Annotated in this window: 14 protein-coding genes; 13 read left to right on the plus strand and 1 reads right to left on the minus strand. The window is 70.5% G+C overall.

Going from position 1 to position 25,491, the window contains the following annotated elements; translation table 11 throughout:
• Positions 1 to 13: 13 nt before the first annotated feature.
• Entirely contained in the window at positions 14 to 1,414 is a 1,401-nt protein-coding gene (locus EJO71_RS11670; protein ID WP_125948874.1) for a chloride channel protein, read from the minus strand.
• A gap of 108 nt (positions 1,415 to 1,522) precedes the next feature.
• On the opposite strand from EJO71_RS11670, the gene ssb reads away from it, so the two are divergent.
• From ssb to EJO71_RS11735, 13 genes are all read left to right on the plus strand, one after another.
• Positions 1,523 to 2,038: a single-stranded DNA-binding protein gene (ssb, locus tag EJO71_RS11675; RefSeq protein WP_125948875.1), complete on the plus strand. Its 516-nt coding sequence runs from the start codon at positions 1,523 to 1,525 to the stop codon at positions 2,036 to 2,038.
• A 259-nt stretch (positions 2,039 to 2,297) separates the two neighbouring features.
• The gene (locus tag EJO71_RS11680) at positions 2,298 to 2,735 is read left to right on the plus strand and encodes a hypothetical protein (protein ID WP_125948876.1); all 438 of its coding nucleotides are present in this window, start codon (positions 2,298 to 2,300) and stop codon (positions 2,733 to 2,735) included.
• 194 nt (positions 2,736 to 2,929) lie between these two features.
• Positions 2,930 to 3,580 (plus strand): secretin and TonB N-terminal domain-containing protein, encoded by a 651-nt coding sequence (locus EJO71_RS11685; RefSeq protein ID WP_164546809.1) that lies wholly within the window; start codon positions 2,930 to 2,932, stop codon positions 3,578 to 3,580.
• Between the two features lie 12 nt (positions 3,581 to 3,592).
• Positions 3,593 to 4,129 carry an RNA polymerase sigma factor gene (locus EJO71_RS11690; RefSeq protein WP_125948878.1) on the plus strand — a complete coding sequence of 179 codons (537 nt, stop codon included), beginning with the start codon at positions 3,593 to 3,595 and terminating at the stop codon, positions 4,127 to 4,129.
• A 30-nt stretch (positions 4,130 to 4,159) separates the two neighbouring features.
• Positions 4,160 to 5,164, plus strand: a complete 1,005-nt coding sequence (locus tag EJO71_RS11695) for a FecR domain-containing protein (RefSeq protein ID WP_125948879.1) — start codon at positions 4,160 to 4,162, stop codon at positions 5,162 to 5,164.
• 135 nt (positions 5,165 to 5,299) lie between these two features.
• A complete protein-coding gene (locus EJO71_RS11700) occupies positions 5,300 to 17,869 on the plus strand; it encodes a filamentous haemagglutinin family protein (protein ID WP_125948880.1) in 12,570 nt (4,189 codons plus the stop codon).
• Positions 17,870 to 17,885: 16 nt separating this feature from the next.
• Positions 17,886 to 18,476: a sigma-70 family RNA polymerase sigma factor gene (locus EJO71_RS11705; protein WP_125948881.1), complete on the plus strand. Its 591-nt coding sequence runs from the start codon at positions 17,886 to 17,888 to the stop codon at positions 18,474 to 18,476.
• A 52-nt stretch (positions 18,477 to 18,528) separates the two neighbouring features.
• Positions 18,529 to 19,038, plus strand: coding sequence for a sigma-70 family RNA polymerase sigma factor (locus EJO71_RS11710; protein WP_125948882.1), 510 nt, complete (start codon positions 18,529 to 18,531; stop codon positions 19,036 to 19,038).
• Positions 19,028 to 20,047 (plus strand): FecR domain-containing protein, encoded by a 1,020-nt coding sequence (locus tag EJO71_RS11715; protein ID WP_125948883.1) that lies wholly within the window; start codon positions 19,028 to 19,030, stop codon positions 20,045 to 20,047. Before EJO71_RS11710 ends, EJO71_RS11715 begins: the two co-directional genes overlap by 11 nt.
• A 135-nt stretch (positions 20,048 to 20,182) precedes the next feature.
• Complete coding sequence (locus EJO71_RS11720; RefSeq protein ID WP_125948884.1) at positions 20,183 to 20,689, plus strand: sigma-70 family RNA polymerase sigma factor; 507 nt, start codon at positions 20,183 to 20,185, stop codon at positions 20,687 to 20,689.
• Positions 20,690 to 20,693: 4 nt separating this feature from the next.
• Positions 20,694 to 21,680: a FecR family protein gene (locus EJO71_RS11725; protein WP_240651363.1), complete on the plus strand. Its 987-nt coding sequence runs from the start codon at positions 20,694 to 20,696 to the stop codon at positions 21,678 to 21,680.
• A gap of 106 nt (positions 21,681 to 21,786) precedes the next feature.
• Positions 21,787 to 24,276, plus strand: coding sequence for a TonB-dependent receptor (locus EJO71_RS11730; RefSeq protein ID WP_125948885.1), 2,490 nt, complete (start codon positions 21,787 to 21,789; stop codon positions 24,274 to 24,276).
• 19 nt (positions 24,277 to 24,295) lie between these two features.
• A complete protein-coding gene (locus EJO71_RS11735) occupies positions 24,296 to 25,486 on the plus strand; it encodes an ABC transporter substrate-binding protein (RefSeq protein WP_125948886.1) in 1,191 nt (396 codons plus the stop codon).
• Positions 25,487 to 25,491: the final 5 nt, after the last annotated feature.

The raw sequence follows: 25,491 nt of genomic DNA on the forward strand, positions 1-25,491 counted from the left end.
ACCGCCGGGGATTTCATGGCGAGGGGGAGGGAACCGGCGGTTCGGGCTTCGGGGCTTCTGCGGGAGGCGGGTGCACCGGGTCGGTGCCACCTCCGCTGCCCCCACTGCTGATCGCTCGGCTCACCATGTGCTCGGCCAGCGTGTCGTACAGGGGGCGGCTGATCATCCGTGAGACCAGGCTGGCCAGCATGGCGGCGGCCATCAGGCTCAGCACCATCGAGTGGCCGTCGACCATCTCCATGACGATGATGAAGGCGGTGAGCGGCGCCTGCGTCACCGCGGCCAGGAAGCCGGCCATGCCCATGGCGATGAGCGCCGGGCCCTGGTCGCTGCTGGCCAGCCGCGCCACCGCGTCGCCGATGCCCGCGCCGATGGACAGCGAGGGCGCGAAGATGCCGCCCGGCACGCCGCACCACGCCGTGAGCCAGGTGGCGACGAACTTCAGCACGGTGTAGAGCGGCGTGAGTTCGTCGTGGCCCTGCAGCATCTGCTTGACCGCTTCCGAGCCCGCGCCGAAGGTGACGCCGCCCGTGACCAGCCCGATGACGGCCACCGCCAGTCCGCCGATGGCTGCGAAGCGCACGGGGAAGCGCGCCCGCCAGCGGTTGAAGCGCCCGGCCGTGCCCGTGAGCGAGGCGATCAGCAGCCGCGCGAACAGCCCGCCCGCGGCGCCGCTCAGCAGGGTGACCAGCAGGCCGGGCCCGAGCACGTCCCAGCCCAGCCGGGGCACGTGGATCACGCCGAAGTAGCTGGTGTTGCCGAAAGCCGAGACCGCCACCAGGCCTGCCAGCACGATGGCCGTGATGATCAGGCCGCTGGAGCGCGCCTCGAGCCGGCCCGACAGCTCCTCGATGGCGAACACCACGCCCGCCAGCGGTGCGTTGAACGCCGCCGCGATGCCGGCGGCCCCGCCGGCCACCAGCAGCGCGCGCCCGTCGATGGCCGTGTTGGGCGAGAGCCAGCGGCGCGCATGCTGCATCACGCCCGCCGCCACCTGTACCGAGGGGCCTTCGCGCCCGATCGAAAGGCCGGCCGCGAAACCCGCCACGCCCAGCCCGATCTTCGCGACCGTGAGCCGCAGCGAGGCGAAGACGAAGCGCCGCTCGCCGGGCAGGGCCGGATGCAGGGCGGCCTTGATCTGCGGAATGCCCGAGCCGCCGGCTCCGGGGAAGAATCGAAGCGTGAACCAGACGATGCCGGCCGTGAGCAGCGGCGTGGTCAGCAGCACCGCCCAGGGCCAGGCGCGGTAGAAGCGGTGGAATTCGCCGAAGACCCAGTCGCTGGCCAGCGTGAAGCCCACCACGAAGAGGCCTGCCGCGATGGCGTAGCCCAGCACGATCGCCCGGTCGAGCCATACACGCCCGCTCGACAGCTCGGCGCGCAGATGCTCGAAAAAGTCAGGTTCCCTGTTCATCGCAGGGGCCCATTCTGGCACCGGGCGGGAGTAGGGCGGGCTGCCTTGGGGCACAATCGAGGGTTCTTCTCAACCTCCTCCTCCATCTACTTATCAGGGGCAGTGCATATGGCATCGGTCAATAAAGTCATCGTCGTCGGCAATCTGGGGCGCGACCCCGAGATGCGTACATTCCCGAGCGGCGATCAGGTCGCGAACGTCACAGTGGCCACCACCGATCGCTGGAAAGACAAGCAAAGCGGCGAAATGCGCGAAGCCACCGAGTGGCACCGCATCGTCTTCAACGGCCGCCTGGCCGAAATCGCCGGCCAGTACCTGCGCAAGGGCTCGCAGGTGTATGTCGAAGGAAGCCTGCGCACGCGCAAGTGGACCGACAAGGACGGCATCGAAAAATACACCACCGAGATCCGCGCCGACCAGATGCAGATGCTCGGCAGCCGCCAGGGCCAGGGCGGTCCGTCGGGTCCGAGCGACGACGACGGCGGTTATGGCGGCGGCGGCGGTGGCGGCTACGCCCCGCGCGCACCAGCGGCTGCACCGCGTGCCCCGGCACCGGCCCCGCGCCAGGCTCCGGCCAAGTCGTCGTCGGGCTTCGACGATATGGACGACGATATTCCGTTCTGAAAAATACCCTTCGGGGTCTTGCAGATGAAAGAGCTGCTTCCGCATGGGAGCAGCTCTTTGTTTTTTTCCGCGACGGTTCGGCGCTACTGCCCGTCCAAATCGTTGCGGACTGACGTTCTCATGAAATTTTCATGACAAAGCGCAGTCCCGTGCGCTCCGAACCGTCGAGGTATTGGAGCTTCCGCGACCGCACTTGTCATTCATGCCCCCCGCCGCTTTTCTCGCTCGCCTTCGCGGCCAGCGACAGTCCCCAGGATCCATGCCCCGCCGGGCCCGCCTGCGCGTCGCGCTCGGCTGGCTCGGCCTGGGGCTTGCCAGTGCCGCCGTGCCCGTGACCGCTCTGGCGCAGACACAGCAGCAGGTGCCGCAGCACTGGATCAGCTACGCCAACCTCGCCGGCAGCCAGCTGCAGTCGACGCTGGGCGACCCCGCCAGCGAGACGGTGGTGCGCCTGCACGCGTGGATGCAGGGGCGCATATCGACCAAGGAGGGCCAGCCGGTGCCGCCTCCGCCGGTGGTGGTGCGCGTTTGGGTCGCGCCCAGCGGCAAGATCGACCGCGTGGCTTTCGACTCGCTGGGCGATGCGCAGGCCGACACCGACCTGCGCACGCTGCTCACCACGCAACCGCTGGCCGAGCCGCCGCCGCGCGACATGCGCCAGCCGATGGTGCTGCAGCTCAGCCTCGGCGCGACCTGACGCTCGCCCCTCGCTTCATGCGGCGGTGCTGATCCGGCGGCAAGGCGCCGTGCGAGTCACTCGATCGTCACGAAGCAGCCCTAGCATCCGCTGCAACATGCCCCCGGGCGGCGGCCTTCGCCGGGCGTTTCGAACTCATGCGGCATGACCCTCCCTTTCTGTTTCATCTGGCAAGCCTCGTGCTCGCGTGCTGCATGACGTTGCCCGCCGTGGACGCGCGCGCGCAGCCGCAGGAGGCAGTGCCCCTGCGCTTCGACATCGCGCGCCAGCCGCTGCACGCCGCGCTCGAACAGTACGGCTTGCGCACGGGCCTTCCGGTGTTCTTCGACGCGGCGCTGGTTGCGGAGCGCGAGTCGAATGCCGTGCATGCCGAGGCGACACCATCCGAGGCACTGCGCGCGATGCTGCGGGGCACGGGCCTGGTGGCCGACTACGCGGGCTCCGGCGCAACGGCCGCCTTCGTGCTCAAGCCCGCCCCGACGGATGCCGTGGCCGCGCCGGCTTCGAACACCGAAGGCTCCGGCCCCGTGCCTGCCGCATCGCCCGACCGCAATTACGACGGCCTCGTGCAGACCCGCATCTGGGAGGCCTTCTGCGGCAACCCGCGCACCGCGCCCGGCGGGTACCGGGCCGCGATGCGCTTCGTGATCGACGGCACAGGCCGCATCGCCAACGCCTTCCTGCTGCACACCAGCGGCGACCGCGCGCGCGACGGCGCGATCCTCGAAACCCTGGGCCAGATCCGCATCGACCGACCGCCGCCGCCCGGGATGGCGCAGCCGCTCACGATGCTGATACTGCCGCGCTCGCAGACGCCGGGGCTCGAATGCCCGGCGCAGCGCTGAGGCCGCGCCGTCATGCCCGAGAACGCGCTGCCGGCGCTGCGCGACTTCCTGGTCTCGCGCTACGACGAGCTCAAGCAGCGGCTCACGCGCCGGCTGGGCAACGCCGACCGCGCGGGCGACGCGCTGCAGGACACATGGCTGCGCCTGGAAAGCCGCGACGACATCGACGGAGTGCGCGACCCCGCGTCCTACCTGCTGCGTGTTGCCGTCAACCTGGCCTATGACCAGCTCGCAAGGCAGGGCCGGCTGGCCACGTCGGAAGAGATCGACGCGCTGCTCGAGGACGCGCCCGACACGGCCCCCGGCCCCGCGCAGATCGCCGAGGACCGTTCCGAGATGGCCGCGCTCGCGGCGCTCATCGCACGCATGCCGCCGCGCCGCCGCCAGGTGCTGGTGATGGTGCGCTGGGAGCATCTGCCGCAGCGCGAGGTGGCCGCGCGGCTCGGCGTTTCGCTGCGCACGGTGGAAAAGGAGCTGAAGGACGCCCACGATTTCTGCGCGGCCCGCATGGGTCGTCCGCCCGATGCGCCGGGGGCCCATGAAAAATAAAATGCGGTTCCCCGTGCCCGCAGCCGTCTCATGGATATGAACATCCGTGCCGAGCCCGACAAGGCCGCCCAGGTCCAGCGCGAAGCGCAGGCCTGGCTGCGCCGGCTCACGTCCGGCGAGGCCACGCAGCGCGACCTCGAGGGCTTGCGCCGTTGGCAGGAAGCGAGCGAGTTGCACGCGCAGGCGTTCGCCGAGGCGAAGCGGCTGTGGAAGACGCTCGATCCGGCCATCGGCCAGATGATGGAGGCGCAGCCCGCGCTGCTGTCCGACCACCGCGAGTCGATGCGGCAGAAGGCGCAGTCGCCGCGGCTCGCGCGTCGTGCATTCCTCGGTGCCGCGGTGAGCGCAGCAGGCGTTGCTGCAGCCGTGTACCCGCCGCTGGCGCTGTGGCCATCCGTGAGCGAGTGGAGCGCCGATTTCCACACTGCCACCGGCGAGCAGCGCTCCGTGGTGCTCGCCGAAGGCGTCGGCCTCGTGCTCAACACGCAGACCAGCGCGCAGCGCCAGACGCGCGACGGTCGCACGGTCGGCATCGACCTGATCTCGGGCGAGGCGGCGGTCGATCTCTCCCCGGCATCCGGCGCCTCCGCGTTCCGCGTGGTCGCCGGCGCGGGCCGCAGCGACGCGCAGTCGGGCCGCTTCGAGGTGCGCCACATCGACGGCAGCACCTGCGTCACCTGCATCGAGGGCAGCGTGAGCGTCGCGCACGCCAGGGGCGCGCGCACCCTGCAGGCCGGCCAGCAGGTGGTGTACGACGCTGGTTCCATCGGCGCCGCCACCGGCGTGCAGGGCACCGACGTATCGGCCTGGCGTTCGGGCGTGCTGGTGTTCAGGCAGACGCCGCTGGCGCACGTGATCGCCGAGATCAACCGCTACCGCCCGGGCCGCGTGGTGCTGCTTGCGCGCGCACTGGCCGACCGGCCGGTGAGCGGGCGTTTCGCCATCGCCTCGCTCGACACGGTGCTGGTGCAGATCCAGCGCTCGTACGACCTCGAGGCGCGCACATTGCCGGGCCGCGTGCTGGTGCTTAGCTGATGTTTGTGACAGCTCGATTGGCCCCCGAGCCCGGTCAGGATTGAAAAAGTTAGCGGTTCTGTTTACTTCGCCCGGTCTGACAAGTAAGGGGCGCGCCTTCCGTGCCCATGCAGTTCATTCCTTACCGGGCGCCAGATGAAAAAACACGAGGGACACGACAGCCGCAGCCGCAAGCCGGGCGCCGCCGTCGTGCATCAGAGGAGCTTCCGCATTTCGCCGCTGGCCCAGGCCCTGGCCCTGGCGCTGGCCGCCGGCGCGACCACCACGATCACCGCGCCGGCCCACGCGCAGCAGGCCTTCAGCCCGGCGTGGATGGCGCAGAAGAACATGGCGCAGAACGCCGCCGCCGCCACCGGCCGCCTGCCCAACGGCATGCCCGCGTCGATGCTCGCCAGCCCGCAGGCGCAGCAACAGCGCGCCAACGCGCAGCTGCAGCAGTCGATCAACAACCTGAACCTGGCGGCGCGCGGCATCGCGGCGCAACAGGCTGCCCAGGCCGCCGCACGCGCGGCCGCGCAGAACGACGCCTCGGTGCCCGACGGCCTGGCCGACGGCGGCCTGAGGGTCGACACCAACAGCCTCACGGCCGGCTGGGCCAACGCCAACGCGCCGGTGCAGACGCGGCAGGCCGACGGGCGCACGAACGTGGCGATCCAGCAGACCGGCGACAGGGCCGTCCTGAACTGGGAGACCTTCAACGTCGGGCGCAATACCACGGTCGATTTCAGGCAGCAGGCCGACTGGGCGGTGCTCAACCGCGTGAACGACCCGCAGGCGCGGCCCTCGCAGATACAGGGGCAGATCAAGGCCGACGGCACGGTGCTGATCGCGAACCGCAACGGCATCGTCTTCAGCGGCACCAGCCAGGTCGACACGCGCAACCTGGTCGCCGCGGCCGCGCACATTTCCGATTCGCAGTTCAACGCCAACGGCATCTACAGCGCGGGCACCGCGCCCAGCTTCACCGGCGCGCAAGGCAAGGTGGAGGTGCAGGCCGGCGCGCGCATCGCGACGCGCGCGCCGGCCATTTCCACCGAGGGCGGCGGCTACGTGCTGCTGGTGGGCCAGGAGGTGCACAACGCCGGCGACATCGCCACGCCCAGGGGGCAGGCGGTGCTCGCGGCGGGCGACAGCTTCCTCATCAAGAAGGGTTCGGGCACGGGCGGCAACCAGGCTTCCACCACGCGCGGCAACGAGGTCACGCCGCAGTTCGGTGCCGACAGCACCGCCGGCAAGGTGAGCAACACCGGCCTGATCGTCGCGCGCGAGGGCGACGTGACGATGGTGGGGCGCGACGTGCGGCAAGACGGCGTGGCCCTCGCCGCCACCACGGTCAACACCCGCGGCACCGTCCACCTCGCCGCGGTGGGAGCCGACGGCAAGGTCGCGCTCGGGCAGGGCGCCACCACGGCCGTGGTGATCGAGGACGACGGCAAGACCACCGCGCTGGACAGCCAGCGCGACGGCCTGCGCGGCCCCGCGCTGGTCAACGGCAACCCGGACATCGTGGCGGTGGCCGATCGCCGCGACCAGTCGCGCATCGAGATCGCCAGCGGCGGCACGGTCGACTTCCAGGCCGACTCCCTGACGCTCGCGACCGGCGGGCAGATCGCGGTGACCGCCGCCGCCCGCACCCTGGTGCGCGATCGCGCGCAGATCGACGTCTCCGGCGCCGTGGGCGTGAGCCTGGCCATGGAGAGCAACAACGTCAAGATCAACGTCCAGGGCAACGAGCAGCGCGATGCGCCGCTCAACCGCGACGGCAAGCGGCTGAACAACAACGACGTGTGGATCGACCGGCGCAGCCTGGTCTTCGTGCCCAAGGGCACCAACGGCTACGCCAGCGACCGCTGGTACACGGCCGGGGGCCTGCTGGAAGTGGGCGGCTATCTCGGCACCGAAGGCCACACCGCGAGCGAATGGATGGCGCAGGGCGGCACCGTCACCTTCGGCGGCGCGGAAGTCGTGACCCAGGGCGGCTCGAGCATCAATCTCTCGGGCGGCACGCTGAACGTGCAGACCGGCTTCATCCGCCAGACCTGGCTCAAGGGCGCGGACGGGCGCCTGTATGAAGTGTCGAAGGCGCCCGGCGACCAGCGCTACGAGGGGCTCTACCGCGGCTTCGAGGACGAGCACAAGCGCTGGGGAGACAAGACCACCGGCTACTTCTACAACCCGCTGATCGGTGCGCAGAAGCGACTCGAGAACGGCTACACGGTCGGGCGCGATGCCGGCAAGCTGGTCGTCGCCACGGGTGCCGCGGTGCTCGAAGGCGGCATCACCGCCGAAGCCTTCCAGGGCACGCGGCAGACCCAGGCGCCGCAGGCGGGGCTGGACGGCTACAACCAGTCGCACGACGCCGCATCGCGCAGGGGCCAGCTCATCGTCGGCGAATACCTGCCGATGTTCGACCGGCGCACCGGCGCGCTCAACCACCTGCTCAGCGCCAACATGGATCGGGTGGAACTCAAGGAAATGGGCGACACGGGCGAACGCATCGCGGCGGCGCTGGACCTTGCCACGGCCCTGCCGGCCGAGCGCAGGAACAGCCTGCTGCTCGACACCGCGCAGCTCAACGGGATGTCGCTGGGCGCCGTGCGCATCGCCGCGCGCGACCGCATCGACGTCAACGCGGACCTGCAGGCGGCCGCGGGCGGCAACATCACGCTGTACGGCAACAACGTCGTGGTGAAGGCCGGGCTGAGCGCGCACGGCGGCAGCATCATGCTGGGCAACACGCTCGCGCAGACCGGCCCGAGCGGCACGCTCGACACCCTCGTGAACGCGAAAGAGCCCCTCGGGCATGTGACCCTGACCGAGGGCGCCAGGCTCGACGCGAGCGGCCTGTGGCGCAACGCCGAGCTCGACCCTTTCACGCCAGACCTGGCATATGCGAACGGCGGCAGCGTGTCGATCCGCGGCACCGGCGACGTGGCGCTGCAAAGGGCGAGCGTGATCGACGTGTCCTCGGGCGCGGTCATGCGAACGGGCGGCAAGACGCAGGCCGGCAAGGGCGGCAACGTGACGCTGGCCACCACCACGCGCAAGGGCAGCCTCCAGCTGGACCCCGAGGCGCAACTGCGCGGCTACGGCGTCGCGGGCGGCGGCACGCTGTCGATCCAGGCCGGCAAGGTGCTGGTCTCCGACCAGCCGGCGAGCGCCAGCGCCACGCCGCCCGGCACGCTGGTGCTGGGCGGCAACTTCTTCGACAAGGGCTTCTCCGCCTACGAGATCACCGGCGGCGAAGGCCTCACCGTGGCCGAAGGCACGCAGGTCGACGTGACGATGCCGGTGTATCGCTTCCGCGACGACGCGCGCCGCGTGGCCAGCGGCGCCGGCCCGGCGCGCGCGCTCGAACTGTGGACGCCGCCGCTCTACCAGGAAGACGCGGTGAATGCCGTTCTTCGCCAGCGCAAGGGCGCGAGCCTGAGCCTGCAGGCCGGCCGCAGCCTGATCACCGAGATCGATCCGGCAACGAGCACGCTGGCCGTCGGGCGCGGCGCGCGGATCGAGGTCGATCCGGGGCAATCGATCGCGCTGCGCGGAGCCGGCCAGATCACCATCGACGGCGCGCTGACCGCGCACAGCGGCAGCATCGACGTGCGCCAGCAGCAGTACGGTTTCGTCGACGTCGCCGGCCTCACGCCGGAGGCCGACGGCAAGGTGCACACGCGCTCGATCTGGATCGGCGACAACGCGGTGCTCGACGTGTCGGGCCGCGCGCACACGGCCACCGACGTGCACGGGCGCACCTATGGGCGCGTGGAACGCGGCGGCAGCATCGTGCTGGGCGGCGTCATCGACCACGACCGCGCGGTGGCGAGTTCGGCCGACGCCTACGTGATCGTGCGGCCCGGCGCGAAGCTCGATGCCTCGGGCGCGCAGGCGGTGCTGGACGTGCCGGGCCTGGGCCCCACGACCGTTGCCACCGACGGCGGGCGCATCTCGCTGAGTTCGTACCTCGGCCTGCACATCGACGGCTCGCTGCGCGCGGCGGCCGGCGGCGCGGGAGCCGCAGGCGGCTCGCTCGACATCGCGCTCGAGTCGCCGCTGTACGACTCCGGCGGGCTCGACCGGGCGCAGCAGGAAGCCATCGTTCCGCGCGAGCTGACGGTGGCCCAGTCGCAGTCGCGCGCTTCGCTGCTGCCGGACGATCTCGCGCCCGGCCAGGCGGACGCGGCGCTGCGCTACGGCAAGACCCGGCTGTCGGCCGATCGGCTGGGCGCCGGCGGCTTCGACAACCTCACGCTGCTGGCCAACGGCCAGCTCTCGTTCGACGGCGACGTGTCGCTGCGCATGGGCCAGGGCCTGACGCTGTTCTCCAGCTCGCTGTCGCTGGCCGAGTCCTCCAGCGCGTCGGCGCGCGTGCAGCTGGCGGCGCCCTACGTGAAGCTGTCGGGCACGGGTGCGTACTACGCGGCCGTCGGGGTGCTGCGCCCGCGCATGCTGCACGGCATGACGCCGCTGGACTCGACGGCCGAGTTCTCGGTGCAGGCCGGCCGGTTGCTCGACCTGGGCAACAGCATCTCCTTCGGCACCGAGGGCCGCTATGCCATGCAGGGCGAGTTCACACCGGTGCACGTCGAGCGGCGCGGCTTCGAGAAGGTGGAACTGGCGAGCGACGGCGACATCCGCTTCCTGCTGGCCAACGACAACGACAGCCGCTCGCGCCTGTGGACGCACGGCAGCCTCACGTTCGCCGCGGCGCAGCTCTACCCCGAGACCGGCGCCATCGCGCAGGTCAACGCGGGCTATCGCATGGACCCGGTGGCGCTGCGTGTCGTGTACGACCCCGACAGCGTGCTGCGCATCGAACGTCGCGGCGACGCGCCGGCCGGCGTTCCGTATTCGGCCTTCGGCGCGCTCGAATTCGGCGCCGCGGTGATCGAGCAGGCCGGTGTCGTCCGCGCGCCGCTCGGCAGCATCCGTCTGGGTACCGATCTCGAGCAGGGCGCGCTGAACGTGGCGCTGCTGCCGGGCAGCATCACCTCGGTCAGCGGTGCCGGGCTGACGATGCCTTACGGCGGCACGACCGACGGCATCGACTACAAGTACGACGGGCGCTCGGTGCGGCCCGTGGGCGCGGGCGGCGGCGCGGGCATCCGGCTCGGCGCCGAGCATGTGGACGTGCAGGCCGGCGCGCTGCTCGATCTCTCGGGCGGCGGTGAACTCGCCGGCGCCGGCTTCGTCGCGGGCCGCGGCGGCTCGACCGACGCGCGCTTCCATCCGCTGATGCAGATCGGCGCCGACGGCCGCTTCTCGCTGCCTTCGCTGTCCACCAACGCGGTGTACGCCATCGTGCCCGGTGCACAGCCGCTGGCCGCGCCGGCCAGCGGTCCGGCGGGGGCTTCGCAGGCGGCCACGGGCCGGCAGATCACCATCGGGGCGGGCGTGCCCGGCCTGCCGGCGGGCACCTACACGCTGATGCCGTCGACCTATGCGTTGCTGCCGGGCGCTTTCCGCGTGGAGCTCAACGGCGCGGCCGGAAACGTCGGCACTACCGGGCAGGCGCTGGCGATGCGCAACGGTTCCTGGGCCGCCACGGGCCGGCTCTCGGTGGCCGGCACGGGCCTGCGCGACAGCCTGCCCAGCCAGGTGATCGTGACCCCGGCCGACGTGCTGCGCACCTACGCGCAATACAACGAGACGAGCTATGCCGACTTCGTGCGCGCCGACGCCGCGCGACTGGGCGTGCCGCGCGGGGTGCTGCCGGCCGATGCCGGATCGCTGGCCTTCGTGCTGGGCTCCGGGCGTGGCGGCATGTCGCTGGACTTCGACGGCCTCGCGCGCTTCCAGGCCGCGCAGGGCGGCCGTGGCGGTACCGCCATGGTGCTGGGCGGCGACGTCGAGGTGCTGGGCGCGGGGCAGTCGCGCACCGCGGGCTTCGAGGGCGCCTCGGTGCGTGCGGACACGCTGAACGACCTGCATGCCGACCGGCTGGTGGTCGGCGCGAGACCCACGGTGATCTACGGCCAGCAGGGGCGCTACGTCGGCTTCAGCGAAGCGATGAGCGACGTGAAGCTGCGCGCGGGTGCCGTGCTGAAGGCCCCCGAGGTCTTTCTCGCGGGCCGTGGCAACCTGGCCGTCGAGGCCGGCGCCGGCATCTCCACGCTCGGGCAGGGCGCCGCCATCTACGACTCGTCCTCGGGCTTTGTCTACCAGCCCGGCGATTCGAGCCTGCTGGCCGTGTCGAACGGCCGGCTCGACGTGCTGGCGCCAGCCGCCACGGGCAAGGGCTCGATCCTGCTGGGCGTGTGCAACACCTCGTCGTGCAGCGCCAACAGCACCTTCTATTCGGAGGGCACGATCACCGCGGCCACCAACGGCGCGTTCGAGCTGAGCGAAGCGTCGCGCTACGGCACGCGCCACCTGGCGCTGGCGGTGGGCGGCGTGAACGCCGGCTCGGTGCCGGCGCTGGCCGACGCGCAGGCGCGCGGCGTGCTGGCCAACGGCCTCACGCTGAACCAGGACGTGCTGCAGCGCCTGCTGAACGGCGACACCAGCACCGGCGCGCCGGCGCTCGAGTCGCTCACGCTCACGGCGCGCGACGCGATCAACTTCTACGGCAGCGTCACGCTCGACACCACCGATCCGGCCACGGGCAAGTCGCGCCTGGACACGCTGGTGCTCGGCACCCCGGCGATCTACGGCTCGGGCGGCGCGGGCGACGTGGCCACCATCCGCACGCGCAACCTGGTCTGGAGCGGCGCGACGCAGGCCCCGGGCGCGGTGGCAGGCGGCGGCGCGGGCACCGGAAGCGGCACGCTCGACATCCGGGCCGAACGCATCGAACTCGGCGACATGCCCCACACCGTGAGCAACGGCCAGGACGACAACGCGCGCCTCGCGCTCGGTTTCGCCACCGTGAAGCTGGGCGCCAGCGATCGCCTCACCAGCAGCCGCAGGGGCAGTCTCTCGGTCTACCAGAGCCAGGGCGCCTACGAAGACGGCAAGGGCTATGTCTACAGCGGCGGCAACCTGGAAATCGCGACGCCGCTGGTCACCGGCGAGGCGGGCGCGGTCAACCGCATCACCGCGGGCGGCACGCTGCGCATCGGCGCGTCCGCAGGCAACCGCCACGACGCGGCGGTGGGCAAGGACATCCGGGCGCTGGGCGCGGACCTCGCGCTGAACGCCCGCGACATCGTGCTCGACACCGCCATCGTGCTGCCCACCGGCAAGCTGACGCTGACGGCGAAGGACGACATCGCGCTGGCCGACGGCGCGCTCATCGACGTCGGTGGCCGCAAGCTGGGCTTCAACGACCTCGACAAGTTCAGCTGGGGCGGCGACGTCGGCCTCGAAAGCCAGGCGGGCAGCATCCGCCAGGCGGCCGGCGCGACCATCGACCTGTCGGCGCAGGGCAACCGCGCCGGCACGCTCAAGGCGGTGGCGCTCGGCGCCTCGGCGGGCGTGGTCGACCTGCAGGGCCGCATCCTCGGCGCCAGCAGCGGCCACTACGACGCCGGCGGCACGATGGTGCCGTTCAAGGCGGGCAGCGTGGACATCCGCGCGCAGCGCCTGGGCGACAGCGGCACGCTCGACGACCAGTTCGCGGGCCTCAACCGGCGCCTGAACGACGGCGCGGTGTTCGGCAACCGCAGCTTCCAGCTGAAGCAGGGCGACCTCGTCATCGGCAACGGCCTGAAGGCCGGCGAGGTCAATGTCTCGGTCGACAACGGCAGCCTCACGGTGCTGGGCACGATCGACGCCAGCGGAGAACGCGTGGGCAGCATCCGCCTCGCGGGCAAGCATGGCCTGACGATCGGCGGCGGTGCGCTGCTCGATGCGCACGGCACGGTGCTGCGCGTGGACAGCCGCGGCAAGATCATCGACGCGCCCAATCGCGCCATCGTCGAACTCAGCAGCGGCGACGGCCAACTGACACTGGCCAGCGGCGCTCACATCGACCTGCGCCACGGCACCGGCGCCACCGTCGGAAACCAGCCCGGCCAGCATGACGGCCAGAAGCGCGGCACGCTGGAGCTCAATGCGCCGCGCACCGGCGAGACCAGCGGCGACATCAGGATCGACGCCAGCGGCAGCCTGAACATCGAAGGCGCGCGCTCCATCGCGCTCAATGCCGTCTGGCGCTACGACGACACCGACCCGCTGGCCGTCATCAAGGATGGCCTGGACTCGGTGAGCGGGCGCCCGTACCGCGAGATCACGCAGGCCTACCTGGACCAGAAGCACGCGCAGAGCACGAAGTTCATCGACGCCGCGCTCGCCAACGGCGAGCTGCTGCACGGCAAGCTCGCCGGCCTGAACAACGCCTCCTATGCCGATGCGCTGCACCTGCGCCCCGGCGTGGAGATCGTGACCGGCAAGGATCTCGTGGTGCAGGGGGACCTCGACCTGTCGGGCTACCGCTACGCCAGCCTGAACCCGCGCACGCAGAAGACCGGCGTGTACGGCTCCGGCGAAGCGGGCAGCCTGGTGCTGCGCGCCGCCGGCAACATGGACATCTACGGCAGCATCAACGACGGCTTCGCGCCGCCGCCGGTCACGCCCGAGGAGAACGGCTGGGCGCTGGTGCCGGGCGTGCAGCCCTACAACGGCGACCTGGTGCTGCCGATCGGCGGCGTCCGCCTGGCCGAGGGCACGGCGTTTCCGTCGGGCACCACGCTGAACTACGACCTGCCGATCCAGGAGCTGACGCTGGGCGCGGCCGTGCGCCTGCCGGCGGCCGCGACGCTGGCGAAACCGCTCACCCTGACCGCCGGCACCGTGCTTGCCGCCGATGTGCGCGACGCGGCGGGCAAGCTGCTGCATGCGCGCGGCACCTTGCTGAAGGACGCCGTCACGTTGCCGGCCGGCACGCAACTGGGCGCCGGCACGCCGCTGCCGAGCGGTACCGCGCTGCGCGCCATGCTGTGGCCCAAGGGCGTGCCGCTGCCGGTGGCCTACGAGAACGACGTCGTGCGCAACACCGTGCTGCTGCGCGGTGCGCTCGAACTGGGACGCGGCGCGCTGATCCCGTCGACCACGCGGGTGGTGCTCGAAAACGGCGTCGGCTACATCGAGCTGCGCCCCGACAGCAACGGCACGCGCGGCCGCAACTGGGCGCTGGCGCCGATGCTGCCCGCAGGCAGCGAGTCGTGGGCGGTGCGGCTGGTGGCGGGCGCCGACCTGGGCGCGGCCGACACCCGCATCGCGCTGGCGAACACCGGCAGCCTGCGCCTGGCCGACACCCACTATGGCGCCACCGTCACCAAGGGCGGCGGCACGCTGGTCTGGGCGGAGAACAACAACTGGGGCATGCCCGCGGGGCAGCCGGTGACCAAGGAAGAGGAGGCGTTGTGCCCGCTCATTGACCCGGGCGACTGCGTCAGCAAGACGGGCATCGTATGGGCGCCGGGCAACGTGTTCGGCGAGCCCGCGGGCACGACCGTTCCCGACAAGGACCTGCCGCGCTGCCTGACCAACGTCGACGCCTGCATCGACTACGGCATGGCCATCAACGTGATCGCCGCGCACGGCCAGGGCATCAGCGTGGTGCGCACCGGCACCGGCGACCTCGACCTGATCGCCTCGGGCGACATCGACGCCCGCTCGCTCTACGGCATCTACACCGCCGGCACGCAGTCGGCGGGTGTCGACGGCCGCTTCAACCGGGCGCGCGGCAACGCGCCGGGCGCGGGCAGCGTGCTCGGCGCGGGCGGCGCCGACTACGAATCGCTGGTGGCTGGCGACGGCCGCGTCTACCAGGCGTGGTTCCCCGAGGCCGGCGGCAACCTCACGGTGCGCGCGGGCGGCAACCTCACGAGCGACATGCTGTCCACGCCCGCCAACGACGCGGCGCAGAAGGCCAGCGTGGGCGTGGGCAACTGGCTCTGGCGGCAGGGCGACGGCAGCGCGCAATTGCCGACGGCGTGGTGGATCAACTTCGGCAGCTACGCGGTGGACCCGGCGGGCCTGCTGGCCGCCGACGTGAAGCCGTCGCTGGTGGGCTTCACCGGCTTCGGCGCACTCGGCGGCGGCAACGTGCAGGTGCAGGCCGGCGGCAACGCCGGCATGCTCGAGCGCAAGGGCACGGCGCGCAGCCAGGGGCTGGTGGTGGCGGTCGGCAGTACCGGCCGCGTGGCCGACGACGGCAGCATCGTGCTCACGGGCGGCGGCGACATCGACATGCGCATCGGCGGCGGTGTCAACAGCTCGCAACTCGCGCGCGGCAACGCCAACACCACCTTCGTTCCGAACCACGACCTGCAGGGCGCGCTGGTCAACCTGCGCGGCGCCACGCAGCTGAGCGCGGCATCGGTCGGCGGCATGATCCTGGGCGGGCGCGACCTGAAGGACCCGCGCGCCTTCGATCCCTTCAGCTCGAACAGCGCCGAATCGACCGGCGGCCTGGTGCTGGTTCCCGGCGACTCGGCGATGCGCATCGACACGCTGGGCGACCTGGTGGTGGGCGCGGCGGCCGATGCAGGCCGCGTGCGGATGCAGAACAGCTCGCCTTTCAGTACCGGTTCCGGCACCTACGGTGGCGGCGGGCTGAGCTGGTTCTCGCTGTGGACCGACCGCACCGCCATCGACCTGTTCTCGGCCGGCGGCAGCCTGACCCCGAGCACGCAGATGAGCGAATCGACCCTGCAGTCGCTGACCACCAGCGTCAATGCGTCGGCCAGCGACTACCGCTTCGTCTATCCGGCGATCCTGCGCGCGGTGGCTGCGGGCGGCAGCATCTACAACGGTGCGGCGGCCAACGCGGCGAGCGAGGGTGTCAACGAATTCGCGTCGCGCACGTCGCTGCTGCTCGCGCCGTCGCGCAGCGGTCAGCTCGAGTTGCTGGCCGGCGATTCGCTGTACATGGGCAGCTACCCGATCAACCAGTCGGGCGCGGACCCGGCGGCGATGCCCAGCCCGTCGAGGCCAGCCTTCACCGGCTTCAACGGCAACACGCGCGTGGCCAGCAACCTCGGCACGGAGGGGCTGACGATGACAGCCCGCACCGACCCGTTCCGCCTGTTCGCGTTCGCTCCCGAAACCTATGCGGCCACCGATGCGCTGCGCACGCCGTCCCGCTTCTATGCGATGACCGGCGACATCGTCGGCCTGCGAAGCGGCGAGATCGTCGCGCGCGAAGACGGCAGCACCTGGTACGAAGCCGCGGCGCCGAGCTGGGTGATCGCCGGGCGCGACATCGTGAGCGCGGGCACCGTGCTCGGGCAGCCCACGTTCACGAGCCTGGGTGGCTCGAACAATGGTGCGACGTCCAGCGGCAATCTCGCGATCCACGGCCATGCGCAGGACGTCTCGCGCGTGGTCGCCGGGCGCGACATCCTCTACAGCAGCTTCAACGTGGCGGGCCCCGGCACGCTGGAAGTCAGCGCGGGCCGCAACATCGTGATGGAAGACCGCGCCGCCATCGCCAGCCTGGGCCCGTTGACGGCGGGCGACAAGCGACTGGGCGCGAGCATCGCGATGATGGCCGGCACGGGCGCGCACGGAGCCGACTATTCGGGCTTCCTGGCGCGCTATCTCGGCGCGGCCAACCGCGCGCAGGCCGGCGCCTCGCTGGCCAGCCAGTCCGGCAAGGTCGTCAAGACCTACGAGGCGGAACTGCTCGCGTGGCTCTCCGACAAGGACAACGGCCTGGGCTTCAGCGGCACGGCGAACGAGGCGCAGGCCTTCTTCGACGCGCTGCCGGCCGAGCAGCAGCGCGTGTTCGCGCGCCAGGTGTACTTCGCCGAGCTGAAGGCGAGCGGGCGCGAGTACAACGATGCACGCAGCGCGCGCTTCGGCAGCTACCTGCGCGGTCGCAACGCCATCGCGGCGCTCTTCCCCGAGAGCGATGCCGCGGGCGGCGCTATCGGCTACCGCGGCGACATCACCATGTACGGGCCGGCCGGCGTCAACACGCTGTTCGGCGGCGGCATCCAGGTGTTCACGCCCGGCGGCGCGCAGGTGTTCGGCATCGAGGGCAATGCGCCTGTGGCCAGGGGCGGCATCACGCCGGGCGTCATCACGCAGGGCAAGGGCGACATCTCGACCTACTCGCTGGGCAGCATCCTGCTGGGCCAGAGCCGCATCATGACCACCTTCGGCGGCCACATCATGGGCTGGTCGGCCGAGGGCGACATCAACGCCGGCCGGGGCTCGAAGACCACGGTGGTCTACACGCCGCCCAAGCGCGAGTACGACCAGTGGGGCAACGTGACGCTGTCGTCGAACGTGCCGAGCACCGGCGCGGGCATTGCCACGCTGGCGCCGATCCCGGAGGTGCCGGCCGGCGACATCGACCTGATCGCGCCGCTGGGCACCATCGACGCGGGCGAAGCGGGCATCCGCGTGTCGGGCAACGTGAACCTGGCGGCCCTGCAGGTGGTGAACGCGGCCAACATCGCGGTCAAGGGCGAGTCGGCGGGCATTCCGACGCTGGCGGCGGTCAACGTCGGCGCGCTCACCAACGCCAGCGCGGCCGCATCGCAGGCGGCCGGTGCCGCGCAGGAGGTGCTGCAACGCGAGCGCGCGGCGCAGCGCCAGGCGCTTCCCTCGGTGTTCACGGTGCGGGTGCTGGGCTTCGGCGACGAGCCTGCGAGCGGGGCGCCCGGCGCGGGCGAGGTGCGGCGCAAGCCGGCGGAGCAGGCGAGCTACGACCCGTCGAGCTTCATCCAGATGGTGGGGCACGGGGCGCTGACCGACGCGCAGATCGCGCGGCTCAGCGAGAGCGAGCGCCGCGGCCTGCCGCGCGGACGCTAGGCCACGCCGTCGCGCCATGACCATGTTCATGTACGAGCCCTGCGGCGAGGCCGCAGAGATCGACTGCGCCCCGCCGTCGCCGCCGGAGCATCCGCAACCGGATTTCCAGGCGCTGCTGGTGGAGAACTACACCGGGCTGCACCGCAGGCTCGCACGGTACCTGGGCTGCGCCGACGCGGCCAGCGAGAGCCTGCACGAGGCCTGGATGAAGCTGGCCGGAGCCCGCTTCGAAGGCACGGTGCAGAACCCGGTGGCCTACATCTACCGCGTGGCCTGCAACGCCGTCACGGACCGGCTGCGCGCCGAGCGGCCGTGGCAATACGCGGGCGATGCCGAAGACATGCTGGAGCAGGTGGTCGACCACTCGCCGGGGCCCGAGCTGATCGCCGAGGTGCGCTCCGACCTGGAGGCGGTCGAGCGCGCCATGCAGGGCCTGCCCAACCGGCACCAGGACATCCTGGTGGCGCTGCGGGTGCACGAACTCACCCGGCAGGAAGTGGCGGTGCGGCACGGGCTGTCGCTGCGAAGGGTGGACACCGCGCTGCGGCAGGCGCTGCTGCACCTGTCGGTCCTGCCTGCGGGCCGGCATCGACTGCAATACCAATGAACTACAATGATAATTATTCTCAACAAGCGTCGCGGTTCCGTAGCAAGCCTGCATGCCCACTACCGAAGCTTCCGTTCGCCTCGTGCACAGGCTCTACAGCGACCACCATTCGTGGCTGCTGGAGATGCTTCGCCGCAAGCTCGGCAACCTGGAGAACGCCGCTGACCTCGCGCAGGACACCTTTGCGCGCATCCTGTCGTCCAACGAGGCTGGGCCTCTGCGCGAGCCGCGCGCCTACCTGACGACCGTGGCGACACGCATCGCCGCGCAGTATTTCCGCCGTCTCGCCCTCGAGCGCGCCTATCTCGACGCCATCTCGCATCTCCCCGAGGCGGCGAGCCCTTCGCCGGAGCACCGCTTGCTGGTGCTGGAGGCACTGACTGCCATCAGCCGCGTGCTGGAGGGACTCAAGCCGCATGTGCGGGAGATCTTCCTGCTGTCGCAGCTCGACGGCCTGACCTACCCGCAGATCTCGCAGCAGCTCGGGGTTTCGGTCAACGTGGTGCAGAAGGCGATGGTGAAGGCCTACCGGCATTGCTACGACGCTGTGTATGGCGAGTGAGGCCGGTGCCCGTGTCGAGCAGTCGGTGTTCCGGTCGATCGCGGACGCGGCGCGTCCGATAGACGCGAGGATCGTCGATCAGGCCGTGGAGTGGCTGGTGAAGATCCAGTCCGGCCGCTCTTCGGCAGAGGACAGCGATGCCTGCGCCCGATGGCGCCAGTCGCACCCCGACCACGAGCGCGCCTGGCTGCGGGTGTGCGGCCTCGGGCGGGATCTGCGTGAAGGCACGGGGGCGGTCGATCCGCACGTTGCGCGCATGGCACTGCGCGGTGCGGACCGGCAGCGCCGCAGGTGGGCGCTCAAGACCATCGCGGGGCTGGGCGTGGGCGCGTGGACCGCATGGGCGATGCGGCACGACCTCGCCCTGCTGAATGCCGACTACCGGACGGCCGCGGGCGAGCGCCGCGACATCGTGCTGCCCGACGGCACACGGGTGCTGCTGAACACGCGCAGCGCGATCGACGTGCGATTCGACGCCACCGCCCGGACGCTGCGGCTCGTGGGCGGTGAAATCATGGTGACCACCGCCAAGGACTCCGCCGGGCGTCCGTTCGTCGTTCTCGGACGCGATGGCCGGATCGTGCCGGTCGGCACGCGCTTCCTGGTCCGCGAGTTCGATGCAGGGGACCGGCGCAGCGAGGTGACCGTGCTCGAAGGAGCCGTCGACCTGAGCGCCGGCGAGCGCTCGCAGGTCACCCGCGTGCCCGCCGGCAGCCGCGTGCGATTCAGCGGCACCGGCGTCGGCAGCCTTAGCACGCCGCCGGACGGCGCCGCGGCGTGGGCGGACGGCATGCTCGTCGTGGAACGCATGCGGCTGGACGATTTCATCGGCGAACTGGCGCGCTATCGCACCGGTGTGCTGCGCTGCGACCCGGAGGTGGCGGGCGTCCTGGTCAGCGGCGCGTTCCCGCTGGCGGATACCGACGCCGTGCTGGCGATGCTCGGCGAGACGCTGCCCGTGCGGCTGCGGTCGCTGAGCCGGTACTGGGTCACGGTCGCAGCGGGATAACGGCGAAGCGACAGGACGCGGCTGCTGTCGGTCACGCCGCGCAGACAGTTTGGACACCTCGATATCACGCCGGCAATAAAATGAGAATCGTTTACTTCATTCTTCCTGACTCCCGACCTCGTCCTGGTGCTCTTCGTGTCCGTTGCTGAATCATCCTTTTCCGCGGAACTCCATGCGCTCTACAGCCACCATCACGGCTGGCTGCACGCGTGGTTGCGCAAGAAGCTGGGCAACGGCTGCGATGCGGCCGACCTGGCACAGGACACCTTCGTGCGTGTCCTGATCGGCCGGAAGTTCGCTGCGTTGCGCAGCGAGCCGCGCGCGTTGCTGACGCACATCGCCAAGGGCCTCGTCATCGACCACTGGCGCCGGCAGGATGTGGAGCGCGCCTATCTCGACAGCCTTGCGGTGATATCGGCGGACGCCGCCCCATCGCCGGAGACCTGCCTGCTGATCCTCGAAGCCCTGCAGCGCATCGAAGCCATGCTGCGCGACCTGCCCGAGAAGACCCGCGACATGTTCTTCCTGGCCCAGTTCGACGGCATGACCTATGCCGAAATCGCGAAGCAGCACGACACCTCGCTGATCACCGTGAAGCGCCACATGCGACGCGCCTTCGCGGCGTGCCTGGCGGCCGCTTGAACCGATGAGCTGCAGACCCTTGCCGATGGCTGGCGGCGCCGACGAACTGCTCGGGGAAGCGGCCGACTGGATGGTCCGGCTGCAGTCCGGAGACATGACGGAGCTTTCGCTGCGCCAGCTAGAGCAATGGCGGACACGCAGCGCCGCCCACGCGGAAGCCTGGAGGCGAGCCGAGGCCGTGATGGGCACTTTCGAGATCGTGCCCAAGGCCATCGGCCGCCAGACCATGCAACGCCTGGCCGGCCCGGGGCGCCGCCAGGCTCTGCGTGCGCTGGGCATCGCCGCGGTTGCCGCGCCGGTCGTCTGGCTCGCATGGCGCGATCCGTCCGTCGGCACCTGGATAGCGAGCTGGAACGCCGACCTGCATACCGCGGCTGGTGAGCAGAAGACGATCACGCTGGCCGACGGCACCCGTCTCGTCCTCAATACCTCCAGCGCGGTCGATGTCGTCTTCACGGGTGCCGAGCGCCGCCTGCGCCTGCGACACGGCGAGATTCTCGTCACCACTTCGCACGACGATCCGTCGCCGGTCGACCGGCCGTTCATCGTGCAGACCGCGCAAGGAACCGTGCGTGCGCTCGGCACCCGTTTCTCGGTCGGCGTGCAAGGCGAAGGCACGCGCGTCGCGCTGTTCGAAGGCTCGGTACGGATCCGGGCAGAACAAAATGAACAGTCGCTCGTGCTGCGGGCGGGAGAGCAGACCGTGTTCAGCGCCACGGCCATCGAGCCTCCGCGCGCCGCATCGCCTACCGCCGCGCTCTGGGAGCAGGGCATGCTGGTCGCCAGCGACATGCGGCTGGGCGCGTTTGCCGCGGAACTCGGCCGCTATCGCGCCGGCGTGCTGCGCTGCCACCCCGACGTGGCGGACCTGCGGGTCTCGGGCGCCTTTCCGCTCAGGGACACCGATGCCAGCCTGCAATTGCTGCAGAAGACCCTGCCGGTGCGCATCTCGACCATGACGCGCTACTGGGTCGTCATCGAGCCGCGGTGATTATTTTTTCTCCCGGGGGTGATACCTTTTTTCGCTTCGTACGGTGTACCGGGTGAAGGCGCTTCAGCGCGCCACCCATGCGTTCACCTGCGAAAGGATTCTCTTGATGGTCCCCGGCCTTTTCCCTCGCCTGCGCGAGGATGCCTCCAGTCGTCCCCGCTGCGCGCCTCCGTCGATCCGCAGGCCGATCGGCCTCGTGCTCTGCGTGCAATGGACGCTGGCCGGCCTCGGACTTGCCGTGGTCGCGCCGCTCACGGCGGTGCACGCCGCGCAGCCGTCCAGCAACGAATCGAAGCGCTCCTACGCGATCCAGCCCGGCCCGCTCGGTGACGTGCTGGCGCAGTTCGCAGGTCTCGCGGGCGTGCCGCTGTCGTTCGACCCGACACCGCTCGCCGCCGTCCGGAGTCCCGGCCTGCGCGGCAGCTTCACGGTGCAGGAAGGCTTTTCGCGGCTGCTGCGCGACTCGGGCTACGAGCTGGTCGAGGCAGGCAATGGAAGCTATTCGCTGCGCGCATCACCGGCACCCAGGGCCGGCGACTCGGCCGTGCTGCCCACCGTCACGGTCACGGCGGTCGAGCCGTTGCCCGGCGAGCTGCCTGGCGCCTACGCCGGCGGACAGATGGCGCGCGGCGGCCGGCTCGGCCTTCTCGGCAATGCGGACATCATGAACTCGCCGTTCAGCACCAGCAGCTTCACGTCGGAAGCGATGACCAACCGGCAGGCGGCCACGCTGCCCGAAGTGCTCAACAAGGATTCCTCGGTGCGGTTCACGGGGCAGCTCGGCGGCGTCACCGACTCCTTCTACATCCGCGGACTGCCCATCGGCGAGGGCAACCTGAGCGAGGTGGCATTCGATGGCGTGTACGGCGTTGCGCCCAACTACCACGTGTTCACCGAGTACGCGCAGCGCGTCGAGGTCGTCAAGGGCCCGGCCGCGCTGCTCTACGGCATGTCGCCCAATGGCGGCGTGGGCGGCGTCATCAACATCGTGCCCAAGCGTGCATTGCCCGAAGACCTGAGCCGGGTCTCGCTCGACTACGGCAGCGGCTCGCAGCTGGGCCAGCACCTCGACCTGAGCCGGCGCTTCGGCGCCAATCGCGAATGGGGCATCCGCTTCAACGGCGCGCACCGCGAAGGCGACACGCCGCTGGACAACCAGAAATCGCGTACCGACATCGGCGCACTGTCGCTCGACTACCAGGGCGAACGCCTGCGCGCCTCGTTCGATTTCCTGTCGCAGGTCGAGAACGTCGATGCGCCGACACGCCCCTATCTCGTGGCGTCCGGCATCCAGGTGCCCGACGCGCCGGACGGCCGCCGCAACATCTCGCAGCCATGGGGCTGGTGGAAATCGGATGGGAAATCCGCGCTGCTGCGCGCCGAGTACGACCTGAGCGACAGGCTCACGCTGTTCGCCAATGCCGGCGGCTCGACGGTCAGCATCGCTCGCCTGTCCGACCAGACGCCCACGCTGCTCAACGGCTTCGGTCTCGCGACCTCCACGCCCACCAACTACAAGTTCAAGGTGGACCGGCACACCGCCGACGCGGGTCTGCGCGGACGCTTCGAAACCGGCGCGGTCAAGCACACGGTGAGTCTTCAGTTCAGCAACTACGAGGACCGGGTGGCACAGGCCAACAACACCGGCAAGGCGATGCTGACCAACATCTACGCGCCGGTCGACCGCCCCTACCAGAACGTTGCCGAGCCGCTGCGCACGCCGAAGGTTTCGGCTTCGCGTCTTTCGGGTGTGGCGCTGGCCGACACGCTCAGCGCCTTCGACGACCGGTTGCAGCTCACGCTGGGCCTGCGCCACCAGCGCGTCCAGTCGAACAACTTCAGCGCAAGCACCGGCGCCGTGACCGCCCGCTACGACCGCAGCGCGGTGACGCCACTGGCCGGTGTGGTCTTCAAGCCCGCGCGCAACGTGTCGATCTACGCCAACTACATCGAAGGCCTGAGCAAGGGCGACACCGCTCCCAATACCGCCTCGAACGCGGGAGAGATCTTCTCGCCTTACAAGTCGAAGCAGTACGAAGTCGGCGCGAAGTTCGACCTCGACGGCACCATGGCCACGGTGAGCGCGTTCCAGATCACCAAGCCCAGCGGCCAGCTCACGGGAAACCTCTATGCGGCCGACAGCGAACAGCGCAACCGCGGACTCGAATTCAACGTGTTCGGCGAGCCCGTCAAGGGCCTGCGACTGACCGGCGGCCTGACGCTGCTCGACGGCAAGCTCACGAAGACCAACAGCCGCACCACGCTCGGCAACCGCCCCGTGGGCGTTCCCGCGGTCATGGCCAATCTCGGTGCCGACTGGGATGTTCCGGGCGTCAGCGGCCTTTCGCTCAACGGCAGCCTCACCTACACGGGCAAGGAGTACGTCAACCAGGCCAATACCCAGTCGATCCCCTCCTGGACCACGCTCGACGTCGGCGTGCGCTACACGACCCGCATCGCCGGACGCACGACCACCTTCCGGGGCACCTTGGCGAACGCCACCAACCGCGCGTACTGGTCGGGCGTCGCCTCGTACGGCACGATCTCGCAAGGCATTCCGCGCACCTTCGTGCTGTCCGCTTCGGTTGACTTCTAGACCGCAGGTACGCCGCGCCATGACCCGAACGAAGTTCCTTGTCGGTGCGGTCGTGGCCGCTGCCGTTCTTGCAGTGGCTGCCGTGCTGTGGTTCTCGCCGAGCCCGGGCGGGCCCGGCACACCCGGGCAGGCCGATGCGCGCGCCCCCACCATCGTGACCGACCTGCTCGGGCGCAAGGTCGAGGTGCGCCTGCCGGTGCGGCGCATGATGCTCGGCGAAGGCCGCCAGCTCTACCTGCTTGCCGCGCTCGACACCGAAGACCCGATCGGGCGCGTCGTGGGGTGGCGCAAGGATCTGATCCAGTCCGACCCCGACACGTACGCCGCCTACCTGCACAAGTTTCCGCGCATCGCCGAACTGCCGCAGTTCGGCGGCTTCGAGGACGGCACCTTCGATCTCGAACTCGCGATCTCGCTGAAGCCCGATGTCATCCTCATGAACATCGAGTCGCAGCGTGCCACCGAGGACGCACGTTATGTCGAGCGGCTGCAGGCGGTCGGCATCCCCATCGTGTACGTCGACTTCCGGCACTACCCGGTCGAGAACACCGAGCCGACCATCCGCCTGCTCGGCCAGCTCATGGGCAAGGAAGCGCGAGCGCGCGACATCATCGATTTCCGCGCGGCGCAGATCCGGCGCGTGACCGATGTCATCCGGGCCGCGGCACCTGCGCGGCCGCGCGTCTTCATCGAGAGGATCGGTGGCTACACCGAGGACTGCTGCCTGAGCTTCGGCAACGAGAACTTCGGCAAGTTCGTCGAAATGGCCGGCGGCCACAACCTGGCCGGACAGATCATCCGCGGCACCTTCGGCCAGCTGAACCCCGAGCAGGTGCTGGCCTCCGATCCCGAGCAGGTGCTCGTGACCAGCGCCAACTGGGAAGCCTTCGTGCCCAAGGGCCCGTGGATCGGCGTGGGCCCCGGCGCCGACCTGGACGAGGCCGCGCGAAAGCTGCGCGGCTTCACGCGGCGGTCCGCCTACGCGGGCACCACAGCCCAGCGCAATGGTGCGTTCCACGCCATCTGGCACCAGTTCTACAACAGCCCGTACGACTTCGTCGCCATCCAGCAGCTGGCCCGATGGCTGCATCCGGACCTGTTCGCCGGCCTGGATCCCGATGCGACCTTCCGTGAATTCCACCAGCGATTCCTGCCGCTCGACTACGCCCCCGGCTATTTCGTCAGCCTGCCGAAGGCGCCGACGCCGTGACCGCG

Origin of the sequence: Variovorax sp. 679 (assembly GCF_003952185.1) — a bacterium.
Classification (GTDB): domain Bacteria; phylum Pseudomonadota; class Gammaproteobacteria; order Burkholderiales; family Burkholderiaceae_C; genus Variovorax.